The sequence below is a fragment of the Pseudoalteromonas sp. TAB23 genome (assembly GCF_000498075.1).
GTDB lineage: Bacteria > Pseudomonadota > Gammaproteobacteria > Enterobacterales > Alteromonadaceae > Pseudoalteromonas > Pseudoalteromonas arctica.
Genome location: NZ_AUTP01000266.1, coordinates 1 through 13,459 on the forward strand (window position 1 = coordinate 1; position 13,459 = coordinate 13,459).

9 protein-coding genes and 1 pseudogene are annotated in these 13,459 nt (G+C 37.4%); 6 read left to right on the plus strand and 4 right to left on the minus strand.

Annotated features, from left to right (window positions below; genetic code table 11):
* Positions 1 to 962 precede the first annotated feature (962 nt).
* A complete protein-coding gene (locus L654_RS0115995; protein WP_024608426.1) occupies positions 963 to 1,598 on the plus strand; it encodes an isoprenylcysteine carboxylmethyltransferase family protein in 636 nt (211 codons plus the stop codon).
* Positions 1,599 to 1,691: 93 nt separating this feature from the next.
* Here the strand turns inward: L654_RS0115995 and L654_RS0116000 are convergent, their stop codons facing one another.
* From L654_RS0116000 to L654_RS0116010, 3 genes are read right to left on the minus strand one after another with little or no spacing between them, the layout of a single operon-like run.
* Entirely contained in the window at positions 1,692 to 3,710 is a 2,019-nt protein-coding gene (locus tag L654_RS0116000; protein ID WP_024608427.1) for an EAL domain-containing protein, read from the minus strand.
* A gap of 4 nt (positions 3,711 to 3,714) precedes the next feature.
* Positions 3,715 to 4,242, minus strand: coding sequence for a YfiR family protein (locus L654_RS0116005; protein WP_007586256.1), 528 nt, complete (start codon positions 4,240 to 4,242; stop codon positions 3,715 to 3,717).
* A gap of 9 nt (positions 4,243 to 4,251) precedes the next feature.
* Positions 4,252 to 6,312, minus strand: a complete 2,061-nt coding sequence (locus tag L654_RS0116010) for a TonB-dependent receptor (RefSeq protein ID WP_024608428.1) — start codon at positions 6,310 to 6,312, stop codon at positions 4,252 to 4,254.
* 483 nt (positions 6,313 to 6,795) lie between these two features.
* On the opposite strand from L654_RS0116010, the gene L654_RS0116015 reads away from it, so the two are divergent.
* From L654_RS0116015 to L654_RS0116035, 4 genes are all read left to right on the plus strand, one after another.
* Positions 6,796 to 7,674 (plus strand): sensor domain-containing diguanylate cyclase, encoded by an 879-nt coding sequence (locus L654_RS0116015; protein ID WP_024608429.1) that lies wholly within the window; start codon positions 6,796 to 6,798, stop codon positions 7,672 to 7,674.
* 444 nt (positions 7,675 to 8,118) lie between these two features.
* Positions 8,119 to 9,135 carry a kelch repeat-containing protein gene (locus L654_RS0116025; RefSeq protein ID WP_024608430.1) on the plus strand — a complete coding sequence of 339 codons (1,017 nt, stop codon included), beginning with the start codon at positions 8,119 to 8,121 and terminating at the stop codon, positions 9,133 to 9,135.
* Entirely contained in the window at positions 9,132 to 9,848 is a 717-nt protein-coding gene (locus L654_RS0116030; protein ID WP_007586245.1) for a Sir2 family NAD-dependent protein deacetylase, read from the plus strand. Before L654_RS0116025 ends, L654_RS0116030 begins: the two co-directional genes overlap by 4 nt.
* 121 nt (positions 9,849 to 9,969) lie before the next feature.
* The gene (locus tag L654_RS0116035; RefSeq protein WP_024608431.1) at positions 9,970 to 10,740 is read left to right on the plus strand and encodes a response regulator; all 771 of its coding nucleotides are present in this window, start codon (positions 9,970 to 9,972) and stop codon (positions 10,738 to 10,740) included.
* A 64-nt stretch (positions 10,741 to 10,804) separates the two neighbouring features.
* On the opposite strand, the pseudogene L654_RS01000000126225 reads toward L654_RS0116035, so the two are convergent.
* Positions 10,805 to 12,102: pseudogene (locus tag L654_RS01000000126225) on the minus strand (M20/M25/M40 family metallo-hydrolase).
* A gap of 213 nt (positions 12,103 to 12,315) precedes the next feature.
* Here L654_RS01000000126225 and L654_RS0116045 point away from each other — a divergent pair.
* Positions 12,316 to 13,458 (plus strand): hypothetical protein, encoded by a 1,143-nt coding sequence (locus L654_RS0116045; RefSeq protein ID WP_024608432.1) that lies wholly within the window; start codon positions 12,316 to 12,318, stop codon positions 13,456 to 13,458.
* Position 13,459: the final 1 nt, after the last annotated feature.

The following is a 13,459-nucleotide window of genomic DNA, read 5'->3' on the forward strand; positions in this document are numbered from 1 at the left end:
ATTGTAGAAAGCCCGAATCTAACGATTCGGGCTTTTTTACGTCTGCAGAAAAGTGAAATGCGCGCAATTAACACACACTCACATCAACACCTAGCACGTAGGTCGGGCGAGCGCAGCGACTCCCGACGCTAGAATCACAACAAAAACCCTCAATATCTCAGTCGGCCAATAAAGTAGCATTTGCTACGTGACTTTCTACCGCTGTGGGCACTATGACATTACACAAGCTTCACATTGTAGAGCGCCCGAATCTAGAGATTCAGGCTTTTTTACGTCTGTAGAAAAGTGAAATGTGCGCAATTAACACACACTCACATCAACATCCATCACGTAGGGCGAGCGTAGCGACTCCCGACGCTAAAATCACAACAAAACCCCTCAATATCTCAGTCGGCCAATACAGCAGCATTTGCTACGTGACTCTCCACCGCTGTGGGCACTATGACATTACACAAGCTTCACATTTTAGAGAGCCCGTTTCAAAAAGAGTCGGCTTTTTACATTTTCAGAAAAGTGATACAGGTATTTCTCTAGAGCGAAGCGTCTCTCAGTGAATAATCTACTTAATTTAACTAGTTAAAGTGGCATCGCCGATGCGAGTGCAGTATTTCACTGTGACGTCCTAACGCTGAGGGCACTATTGCACTGTACAAAGCTTCAAATTAAAGAAAGTCCTAACCGAAATAGTCGTTTTTTTGCATATATAGAATGTAAAAATATGAGTGAATAATATCAATTCAAATATATAAGCAGATTGGTATTATATAAAAAGTATGAGATCCTCGTAAATCAAAGTTATTTAAATTAATGGTATTAGTTAATGATTACTCGTTAACAAACCTCTGACTTAACTTGTTTATGAAGGCAATGAATACTAATATAATTTCATGACCTTATAACTAAAATTTATTGAGTTAGTTGTTTTAAAATTACTACCAATAATGATTGTGAGCTGTAACTAGATGCCCTATGAAACATTTTTAGATGACTCTACTTCGCTAGTTGAATTTACACGTATTTACTTAGCTATTTTTTATACTTTTGTTGCGGGCTTTTATACATTTAGAATTATTTATAAAAATCGAGACACACCATCAGGCGTTATTTATCCCGGAGATAAGTTTTGTACTAGTTGGTGGAACCATATGGTTTTTAAGTTTTTCAGGGCTGCTATTTGGTTTATATGTGTAATTAGAGTGTTTGTACCTGAGTTAGATAGCTACCTCGGGCTATTCCCAATTCTCAATGGCTGGCCAAGTGTATTATTTGGCGATATTTTATTGAGTGCCGGTTTTATTTTGACGATGTTTGTACATTTTCATATGGCAGCACTTTGGCGTTCAGGAATTGATCCTAAGGGACCACATGAGCTTAAAACATCAGGATTATATGAATACTCTAGGAATCCGATGTATTTAGGTGTTGTAGCTGCACAGGTGGGTTTCTTTTTAGCCTTACCTAGTATATTTAGTTTGATCTGTTTAGTTATAGGTTTTACAGCTATATATCGACAAACGTTAGTTGAGGAGGCTCATTTAGCTCATCGTTTTTCTACACAATATAAAGAGTATAAACAACTAGTCCCTCGCTGGTTATAGCTTGGGATTAAGCTTTAAATACATGAATTTTTAACGCAAGAGTAAAGAAGTGTTCTGTGTTGGCTTGCTAAAATCTAGCACGATAGACATAAATTAGATCACTTCTTTTTGTTTTATATACTTTTTCATAAACTCTTGTTTAGTAATTGCCTTTGAAAAAATGTAGCCTTGAATATAATCGCAAGCAAGCAGCTTTAATAGGTCATACTGTTTTTGTGTTTCAACACCTTCCGCTACCACCATTACATCTAGGTTGTGAGCCATAGTGATAATAGCCTTAACGAGAGCAATACTATTATCGTTTGATTCAATATCGCTTATAAATGAGCGATCTATTTTTAAAATGTCTATATCTAAGCGCTGTAAATACGCCAAAGAAGAATAACCAACACCAAAGTCGTCAATCGCTATGTCTATATTAATAGTGCTTAAGCGTTTTAATTGTCGCTGTATTGACGAATCTGGATCCATTAAGGTATTTTCAGTGACTTCAATTAAAATAGTGTTGGCGGGTAGTTGGTACTTTTTACTTGCAACAATCCATTCATCCACCCAGCAACCAGCGCGGTCAATTTCAAGAGGTGATGTATTTACACTGACTTGAATTGTATTTTCACTTAAAACATTGAATTGGACGGTATCTTGAATTGCTTGAGATTTTACCCATTGGCCTATGTCGTTTATTAATCCATTTTTTTCAGCAACAGGTATAAATTCATTGGGGCCTATTAGGCCTCGTTCAGGGTGGTTCCAACGAATAAGGGCTTCAGCTTTTGGTACTGATTTCCCATCAATTGAAAATATAGGTTGGTAATATAATTCAAATTGGTTTTTAACAATTGCAGTGCGTATCTCTTCTATCAGGCGACGCTTTTCTGTGGCTTTTTCTTCGATAGCATAGGAGAAAAACTCATAGCGATTCCGCCCTTTATTTTTAGATAAATACATCGCTTGATCAGCACGTCTAACGAGCTCTTCTACTGTTAAACCATCAGCAGGGAAAAACGTTAAACCTATGCTTGCGGTAACATAGACTGTTTCTTTTTTTATTTTAATGCTCTGCATTAAACTACTTTTTACAGCTTCGGCAATTTTTGATGCTTCATCTGGGCTATTTACACCCTCTAAAATTAATGTAAATTCGTCTCCACCTAAGCGTGCTACTGTATCTTTTGTTGTTATACAGCTTTGCAGCCTCGTTGCTACCTGGTGTAATAATAAATCACCGTAGTCATGCCCAAGGCTGTCGTTTACTTCTTTAAAACCATCTAAATCTATAAATATAAGTGCGAATTTCATTCCTTCAACACTTATTAAGCTTTGTAGTTTCTCGTAAAAATACCGTCTATTTGGTAAATCGGTTAACCCGTCTTGGTAAGCATATTGTTGCAACTGAATATTTGCATTTTCAAGTTCATTAGTACGAAGCCTAACTTGGTTTTCTAATGAACTTTCTCTTTGCTCAATGTTGTATAGCATATCGTTAAAACAAGAGGTTAATTGTCCTACTTCATCTTGTGATAGTTGTTTAGCGCGTAAGCTATAATCATGTGACGTTGTTATTTTATTTGCTGTTTGTGCTAAATATAAAATAGGGTTTAAAAAGCGGCGCCTTAGCAAAAGGGATAAAATGAGGCTGATAGCAAAGGTAAAGACCATCAAAATCATTATAAATTTAAAGTAAAAAGTGATTCTATCTTGAATGTAACTGTTGTTAGCGCGTATTTTTAATACGCCATAATCATGCATATCGAGCTGAAGGGGGGTATTAACCTCAATGCTTTGTTCTATTTCTTCATTTTCGGCTTGAGCAATAACAAGTTGTTCACCAGTCATACTCGTTACCATTATACTAATAACATCTGAGCGTATAAGTATTGGGTCTATAAGCTCTTGTACTGCATCTATGTCATTAAACATAAGTGCAGTAGTTATATTGGGTGAAAGCATTTTAGACAGCGACCCCAGGCTTTCTATTTGTTCTTCTTGAGCGCTGGTGATTTCATAAGCACTAAATACAATGGTTACTGTAGCGGTTGATACAAGTGCGACACTCATTAAGATGAATAATAATTTTTTGCTCATTGTATTTAATGCAAATAGTTTTTTCATTGCATTACCTATCTACAACGCGTGCAAGTCGTAGTACTTTTGAACTCATAGTAATGCCTGCATCTTTAAGCTGTTGTGGTGCAATTTCAAAGCGAATTTTACCACTGGAAAGAAAGAATCTGATATGGCCGCCATTTTCAATAAATGAGTCTGTTTCACCAATGACCATAATATTTTTTAGATCTAAAGGAGTTATGTTTTGCCACTGAGCAAATGTATCTGAGGTGATAAATAGCATGTTACACGCAGATGTTGTGACTTCATCAATAGTGACTAATTTATTATGTAAAGGTAATTTTTTTATAGTGCGATTTTTTAGAGCGGTGTTAGCCACATCAATAAAGTATTTATCAGGGCTACAAATAGTAAATTGATCAAGGGGTTCTAAATGAGAATCCCAGTGTCCAAAACGTGCAAAGTTATACAAGAAGCCTGCTTTTAGCATGTATTCTTTTTCAACAGCGTCAACGCTGGTACTTAAAAGTACCAAGGCTATCAAGCTTCTGTGAATTAGACTTCTTAATTTAATCATCTAATTAGCTTAGAAATTTGCTGAAATTGTAAACGTAATACATTCATCAATATAGTTTGGTAATGTATAGGTTTCGCGCGTATTACTGTACTCAATATGTGAACCTGAAAATAGGTTTTTACCCGAAACTGCAGTAGACCACACAGGAGTAGCCTGCCAATTCCAACTAACATCTAACGTTGTGTAATTATCAGTATTATATGCATTTGAGTTTACTGCTCGTAATGTCGCAAATACGTTATGGTCAGTTGAGAATGTATAATCGGCTTTTGCAAATAACTGCCTGTTTTTAGAGTCATACCCGATAGCGGGCTCTACTCTAGGAGGTAAATCGTAGTTATAGTCGGTGTAACTGTAACCAAACTCAGTATTGAGATTATTAATTGGTTGCCATGATATTACTAAGTCGAACCCTTTAGTGGTTGTGTTTGCTACAGATGCAAAGTCTAAATCTATACGAGTCATTGTTAGTGCTTGAAATACTTCTGGAATTCTCCCTGCTAGAAATAAATCAAGTATAGGAGTGAATTGTTCAGCATGCGTATTCATATCAATAACCGCTACGTTTTTAGCATCGGTATAATAAGTAGAAAGATCTAATGACCAATCGTTAGCAGTAAAACGGTAGCCTAATTCATAGGATAGATAGTTTTCTGATTTAACTTTGTCATTACCATTTAGGTAGGTTGCAATTCGGTAGTCGTCTATTTGGTCAAAGCCTGAACTTAAACCGGTAAGATCTTTAATTTCTGTACCATTAACTTTAAAGTTGTCGTTAAACTCAATTAATGTTGGTGTACGTACACTTCGCGATATTGCGCCCCAAGTAAGGTGGTTATCTACTGGTTTGTATATAAGTCTTGCTGATGGTTGATTTTCCCAGCCAGTTAAATCGTTATGATCAAGCTTAGTACCAATAATAAAGTCGAGAATGTCAGGAGTCACATTATATTGAGCTTGAACAAGTGCACCATATTGTTTGAGGCTATCAAAGTTTTTATCGCTATCTAAAAATACACTTTCTGCGAAAGATATAGAATTGTATCGGTAGTTCAACCCCCAATCTAACTGTAGAGATTGATATATAAAGTTCATTTGATAATCAATATCTATCGATTCAAAGTCTTCTTTAATATAATTTTGAGAGCCATTTTGTTTAAGCCAAGAAATTTGTAGCATTTGATTGGCATCTGGCGACATTCTGTTTTCAAGGCGCGCCATTATGCGCGAGTCTGTTCGCTTTAAATCATCTGAAAATGAAATGTTTTCGTTGGTTTCATCGACAATACCTCGGTAGTTTTGGCCAAGTGTGGAATGAGTTACATCACCCTGGAGTAGTGCTGACCACTCATCATTAGGGGTAAAGTCAGCTCTAAAACCTAAAGAGTTTTGTTTGGTTGTGTCATTAGGGGGAAGTGAGATGCCTTTTTGGGATTCATTCGCATCTTTTAAGTGCCCATACACTCGGTAGCTGCCTATGTTACTTATATCACCACCGTAGCGAAGATTAGCATCAACATTTATTTGATTACCAGTTGTTACGTTTGCGTATCCACCGCGAGTATCAATACTATTTTTAGTAATGATATTAATAACGCCATTATTTGCGTTACTTCCCCAAAGTAATCCGCCTTGTCCGCGTATAACTTCAATACGTTCAATATCGTACAAAGGAACGTTGAGTGTTTCCCAATAAACAGCGGCAAACTTTGGGGTATATAAGCTTTGTCCGTCAATCATAACCAATAATTTGCTTGAAAAGCGAGAGGCAATGCCTCTTGAGGAAATAGCCCATTGATTGTTATCGAGCTGACGGACAATTAAACCCGGCACCATTTTTAGTGCTTCAGGTACTGATGTAGCACCAGATTTAGTAATTTGTTCTTTACTTAATACATAAATAGATGAAGCGGTATCAAATGCTGATTGTGCTCTTTTCATCGCAGAAGTCGCTTGCACATCCATACCCATTAAAGCATCAAGATCGAGATCTTCATCTTCAAACGGCTCAGCCGTTACAAGAGGGCACACAAAAAGTAATGGCCAAAATAAACGTTGTGATATTTTCACCCAAAAGTCTCCTGCGCAATCAAAAAATCAAAAACAATGACTGTTTTTGTAATACATGTGATATCACACAATATTAATATACATTAACAGCGTAAAAGTATAAATGCGATTAAATCAAAACAACTAATTTTGTAGTAGTTAAAAAATTTAACTTCGGCCAATAAAACAGTAAAATTTAAAAAATAAAGTAGATACATTTTATACAATTACATTTATTAAAGAGTCAAAAAATAGAAGTTACTGAGAGTTATATGATTATATACTATTTAAAATTTAGTCTATTTTTGAAGGACTTCAAAGTATTTTGCGCTTATTGATTATTTAACTTTGCATTTCATGCTTTTACAAGGGCGATATTAATTATACGTGCACGATTAATCTAACTTTGTATTAACTATTATTGTAGTTTCAATTACCTTTGCTTTTATTAAAGGTATATAGAATACTTAAATTCGCTTGGTTTTGCTTTGAAGGCACCAAAGTATGGAAAAAAATGAATTAATTAATGTAGAAGAAGTACTCGATTTAATGCTTGATGCCGTTTGTGTGGTAGATAAACAAGGCACATTTGTTTTTGTAAGCGCAGCATTTGAGCAAATTTTTGGTTATACGGCCGACGAAGTTGTAGGCAAAAAGATGATTAACTATGTTTACGAAGGTGATCATTACAAAACGCATAATGCCGTAATATCGCTATTGTCTGGCGAAACGGTTAACCCTCGCTTTGAAAACCGCTGGATGAGAAAAGATGGTCAATTAGTCCATATATTATGGTCTGTTCGTTGGTCAGAGCAACATCAAGTAAGAATTGCAGTAGCGCACGATATAACTGAGCGAAAAGTAATGGAAGAGCAGCTCCATTACATGGCTCGGCACGATGTGTTAACTGGTTTGCCTAATCGCTCTTTATTGATGGAGCGATTAGAAAAAGTAATTATTAGTGCAACTACAAACAACACATTTTTTTCTTTACTGTTTATAGACATAAATGGCTTTAAAGCAGTAAACGACACCCACGGACACGAAACTGGCGATAAGCTTTTATGTGCTATAGCAAAAAGGCTCTCAGCGTCGGTTAGGCATTACGACACAGTAGGGCGTTTAGGCGGAGACGAATTTTTAATTATTTTAGATAACTTAAGTTCTAGCCACGAAACCGTCAGAATAAAAAATAAAGTCCTCACTGAGTTTAAAGCCGTCTTTAAGTTAGATGACGTACTACTAAATATTTCACCCAGTATAGGAATTGCAAATTACCCAGAGCACGGCCAAACAGATCACGAACTCATAAAGTATGCTGATGAAGCTATGTACAAAAACAAACAACAAGGCTTAGATAACGTAACCTATTTACCTCAATAACTAAGCTGAACTATCACCTTAGCTTAAACAATAGTCACAGCGCCCTTAACTACAATGCCTTACTTGCCGACATATTTTTTAATATCGGTTTGACAGTGCTGCGCTAAAAAGTCGATGAAAGCACGCACTACCGTTTGCTGATAATTACGTCATAAATAAACTGTCCACAAATTATATCCAGGTGATAATGAAGGCGATTACCGTATCGGCAGTAATACATTTTTTACTAATGATGCAGGCGAAAGCAAGGTATCGGTCACTGATTATGCAACTGCAATGGTTGATGAAGCGCAAAATGCGGCGCACGTTAATAATCATATTAGTATTGCCTACTAATATGGTTACTAATCAAAAGCGTTTGATTATTTAGATATAACAATACTGGCTCACAAGGTTAAAATAATTTAATCTGAGCGTATTAATTCTTATTAAATTATTTGCCTTATGAGCCTTCTTTTTTCTCTTGCGTTAGCAAGCCTTCCCGCTTTACCAGAGCCAGTTGCTAATAATGCTGTGGCTAAAGTTACAGTACAAAACCAAACCTATTTTTTAAGCTTTATGGGGCTGGGGCGCGATAAACAGCATTCGTCAGTGCATAACAAAGTGTGGGCGCTTAAAGTTGGCGATTCACAGTGGCAATTTAAAACTGGTGTGCCCTCAAGCTTGCCACTAAAAGGGCGCTTAGCAAGCACCGCAGTCGGTTTAGGCGAGTACGCCTATGTGTTTGGCGGCTATACGGTAGCAGAGGATCATACTGAAGTTTCAAGCCCCGACGTATATAAGTACGACGTAATAAAAGATACCTACACTCATCTTGCGAGCATGCCAGTACCCGTAGACGATAGCGTCGCGCTGAGCTACAAAGCGCGTTACATTTATCTAATTAGCGGTTGGCATAACGATGGCAACGTAAACTTAGTGCAAGTGTACGACACGCAAAATAATACATGGCAACAAGCCTCGCCATTTTTAGGTGAGCCCGTATTTGGCCAAGCTGCTGCAATTAGCGATAATACCATTGTTATTTGTGATGGCGTTAAAACACAAGCTAATCCTGATTCGCGTCGCTCGTTTGCAGGTGTAGCACAGTGTTTAAAAGGCACAATAGATTCAACTAATCCACAAAAAATAGATTGGCGTACGTTGCCTCATCCAACGGGCACCGCTCACTATCGAATGGCAGCTACCAGTTATAATGGCAATATTTATATGATGGCAGGCTCTAATAACCCATATAACTACAGCGCAATAGGCTACGACGGCAAACCTGCACCAGCAAGTGATCATGTTTGGCGCTTTAGTATCGAAAAAAACGAATGGCAGATTTTATCACCAGTTGAAGTAAAGAGTATGGATCATCGTGGTTTACTTGAGCACAGCGGTGTTTTATATCGAATTGGCGGTATTGATAACAGTCAGCAAGTAAGCGCTAACGTACTCGGTTACGAGGCGCCAAAGTGAACACCCTTTACATTACCGGAGCGGGAGTCAGCGCAGCCAGTGGTATTCCCACCTTTAGAGGGGAGGATGGTTACTGGACCATAGGCAGTAAAAATTATACGCCTATGGAAATGGCAACGCGCGCAATGTACCAAAATGCCCCTAAAGAGTTTTTAGCATGGTATTACCATCGCTTTGCAACGTATCGCAACCATGGCCCAAACGACGTACACCATTGGCTAAGTGACAAAAACCTAATTACTCAAAACATAGATGGGCTTGATGGCAAAGCGGGTAATAAAAATTACATTGCTATTCATGGCAGGCTTGATCAAATGACCTTATTTCATGAGCAAGGTGAGCCAGTCACGCCACTTGCCACCCCGTGGGAAAGCGTAGACGAAAGCCGCCTGCAAGAGTCTCTTTTTGAGCTATTTAATATTCAACACCAAACGCCTGAGCTAAACCATTCATTTAAGCCCTTTGTTTTATTATTTGACGAATACTACACCGAGCTTTACAGAATAACACAAGCACAACAGCGTATGCTCAACGCCGATAAAATTGTATTTATGGGCACCTCGTTTAGCGTTAATATTACGCAAATGGCAATTGAAATAGCCCGAAATTACGACATTCCTGTTGAAGTGGTTGACCCTGAACCTGCGCATATTTTGCACGCTAACGTCACATATAAAAAAATGAATGCATTAGATTACATTCAATCTAATTAAGAAGTGCTATATTTTAAAGGGATTGATAATGTTTTCTTAAATATTACAATCTCTTTATATAATATTAACGAGTCAAAAATGTTATTATTATCCTGATTATAACAATACTAAAGAGATCTGAATGAGCGACTTAACTGCAATAGCAAACTTGTCTATTTTACTTGTAGAGCCTTCAGAGGTTCAGCAAAAAATAATAATAAAATCGCTTTTAGAAAGTGGTGTAAAACAAGTTGAAACTGCATCTACACAAACACAAGCGCTTAGCTTATTGGCAAGTTATCACCCTGATCTAGTTATAAGCTCTATGTATTTATCTGACGGGACAGCCGACTCACTATTGCAAGAAATAAGATCAAACCCTATCACCGAGCATCAACCTTTTATGCTTATATCGAGCGAGCGTAATAAAAAATACCTTGAGCAATTACGCCAATCGGGTGTGCTAGCTATTTTGCCTAAGCCTTTTAGCGCAAAAGCCATTACCCGCGCACTCAAAGCAACCCTCGATATTATAAGCGAAGAAGAAGTAGAACTTGATCATTTTGACGTAACGCTGCTGCGAGTTTTAGTGGTAGACGACAGCCGCTTTGCGCGTAAACACATNCCCGCCCCGATAGAAGCTGAAAACGGTAAAGAAGCTATTGAGCACTTAAACAACCAATCGTTTGACTTAATTGTAACCGACTACAACATGCCAGAAATGGACGGACGAGAACTAACAGAAACCGTTAGAAGCTCAAATAGTTACTCGCATATTCCTATTTTAATGGTGAGCTCAGAGGCAAACGAAACGCACCTAGCAAATATAGCTCAAGCGGGAGTTGATGCTATTTGTGATAAACCGTTTGAACCGGCCACAGTGCGAGAATTATTGTTTAAAATAATGTCTTAAAAGTAAGTACAAGCGTAGGACGGTTATTATTTGGCCTACGCTCATCTTTAAAATACATTTACTATTATAGTTTTCCTAATCTATAAATGAGTAATGCAGTTTTTTTAATGTTTTTATCAAGGCTGGTTAAATCGGCCGTTTCGTTTTTAGTGTGCGCGCCGCTGCCCATCAAACCTAAACCATCAAGTGCCATATCAACATGATTTGCCGCAAACGAAATATCAGCTGCACCTGCGTTGCGAGGGTTGGCGGCTACTACTTTGTTGAAGCCTAAATCGTGGCTTGCGTCGCTGTATAATTCTAATAGCTTTTTATTGCCATCAGTTAATGCCATTGGCGGGTAACCGTCTTCAAAAATAAGCTCTGCTTTACTGCCATTTAAACTGTTGCTAGCAATGAGTTGCATTGATCTTTTTGCGTTTTCGAATTGCTTTGGCGATAGTGCGCGTAAATCACCTGCTACATGCACGGTTTGTGCTATTACATTACTTTTACCAAACGCCGTTGCTGAGGAATTAGCACTGTCGTAGTCGGCATTGGTACCGCCCACAATAAGCCCTGGGTTAAATGTTAAATTAGGTTGCGTGGCAAGTTGCTCTCTAAAATCATTTAAAATGCGTGATGCTTCGTAAATAGCGCCATATCCAACGCTTTCGCTAAATATTTGTGACGAATGCGCTGCATTTGCCGTTACGTTTAGCGNCGGCGCGCCGCCATAGCAGTTTTTATATTGTTATCGCCATTTTCATAGCCAAGCGCTACGTCAGCCCAAATTGCCGCATCAACAATAGCTTGTTTAGATAAGCTAAGCGGGCGACCGCTGCTTTCTTCATCGCCAGTCAGCAATACTTTTATGCTTACATTTTCGAGTAAATTAAGGGCTTGCAAGCTTTTAAGTGCGGTAATTATTATCGTGTTACCGCCTTTCATATCGGCAACGCCTGGGCCACTGGCTGTATCGGCATCAAGTTGTTTGTAGGTAGTAAAGTTATCGTTTTTGGCAAATACCGTATCTAGATGGCCGATCATCAGTATTTTTATTGCATCGGGATCATTACTCTCATGAGTTGCTAATACATGCCCTGCGCGGTTAAACGCGCTGCCATCCAGCCATTCTACTTTAAAACCAATGGCTTTAAGTTGCTCGCTTGTCAGTGCGCCTATTTTTTTTACACCTTCAATATTAAGCGAACCGCTATTGATATTTACGGCTTGCTCTATTTCTTGCAATGCTTGGGGAATGTTTTTATCGACCTGTTTTACTATTTCACGCTCATTTTTATCAAGCGCAGCATGGCTTGTAAGCGGTAAGGTACTAGCAAGTGTGAGGATAAGTGCATGGCTAAATTTTAAAAATGACATAACAGCATAATAAGTGAGAAATAAGAGTATTTAATATGAAGTAAAAATACAGAGGATTCAATAGGGAGGGGAGTTGAAAAAGCTGGTTTATTATATGAAGTATGTTGTACCTTAGACTTTAACTAGTTGGTTATATCAAATTATAACCTTTCACTCATTTTATAATTATTCGTTAATACGTACAGCGCTTTTATCGAATTTTATTTGGTATTTATGGACAGAAAAAAATTAGATGCTTGGCAAAAAGCACCTGTAAAAATAGTTAGTGAGGCAATATATCATGCAGCAAAGCAGAATGAAGAAGATAATCTAATAGCATTCCTATTACTGGATGTTGGCGCTGAGATGTTATTTAAAACTTACCTAGGGTTGCCAAAGCATATTACAGGCTCAATAACTCCTGAGGATGAACGGTATAATACTCTTCGTAAAGGTTTTCATCATGTTATTGAGGGGGTTAAAAATAGCAGACAAGGTATTAGTGTCAAAGAGCTTGCCAGGGTTGAGTTTTTCCATGGGTTGAGGAATAAGCTTTATCATCAAGGGAATGGTCTTACTATCAATCGTAGCCACCTTGATGAGTATGTACTTCTTGTTAAATCACTTTTTAAACAGCTGTTGAAGGTTGATATTGAAGAGCAATTATCAAATACTAGCCTAACAAAGGATGAAGCAGATCAAATAGCTAAGTTGAAGGAGGAATTTAATAGTTTATTAGAGTTATCTAAAACTAAAAATAATACTCTGAAAATATTGTGCAGTTTAATTGTCGAAAAAATTGCTCCAAAACTACTTTTACCCTCATTTGTCAGAGAGTTTGAAACGTTGAGAGACAGAGCTTATAGCGAAGAAGGCTTTAGCATAAATCAGGGTGAGATAACTTCTTATAAGACATTACCCAATGACAACAATTTGAGAATGGATATTTTAGGTTGGTTTGAAGAGCTTGTTCTACCCATAATCAAATCATCTCCTTATTTTGATAGCTTACATAAAAAGGTTGAGGTTGGTAATAAGCTCCACATAGATTCACTGTCCAGTCACCTAGGTGTGAAAAATGTTGAAGTGGTTAGGCATGAAGTACCTGCTATATTAAGCATTATTTTTGATGATTTTTTTAGCTTAGATAAATTTTATTTTAATATTGCTGAAATTGTTGTATTTAAAGAAATTGATTTTCAATGGCAGTTGAACTTTATGTGTTTTACCCTAAAAGATTTTTATCCAATGCAACATAGTGAGACCGAGTTGGAATATTGGGTATCTACATTGGATACATGCAATTCACAAAATAGAAAGTTAGATGGCTTTATTAAGCAGGCTAACTATTGGTTAGAGAACGGATATAGACTTTGAA

Bases quoted from the DNA above. Each gene is read 5' to 3' on its own strand.
- L654_RS0116005 (WP_007586256.1), bottom strand. From the start codon at position 4,242: ATGATTAAATTAAGAAGTCTAATTCACAGAAGCTTGATAGCCTTGGTA.
- L654_RS0115995 (WP_024608426.1), top strand. From the start codon at position 963: ATGCCCTATGAAACATTTTTAGATGACTCTACTTCGCTAGTTGAATTT.
- L654_RS0116045 (WP_024608432.1), top strand. From the start codon at position 12,316: ATGGACAGAAAAAAATTAGATGCTTGGCAAAAAGCACCTGTAAAAATA.
- L654_RS0116025 (WP_024608430.1), top strand. From the start codon at position 8,119: ATGAGCCTTCTTTTTTCTCTTGCGTTAGCAAGCCTTCCCGCTTTACCA.
- L654_RS0116015 (WP_024608429.1), top strand. From the start codon at position 6,796: ATGGAAAAAAATGAATTAATTAATGTAGAAGAAGTACTCGATTTAATG.
- L654_RS0116000 (WP_024608427.1), bottom strand. From the start codon at position 3,710: ATGAAAAAACTATTTGCATTAAATACAATGAGCAAAAAATTATTATTC.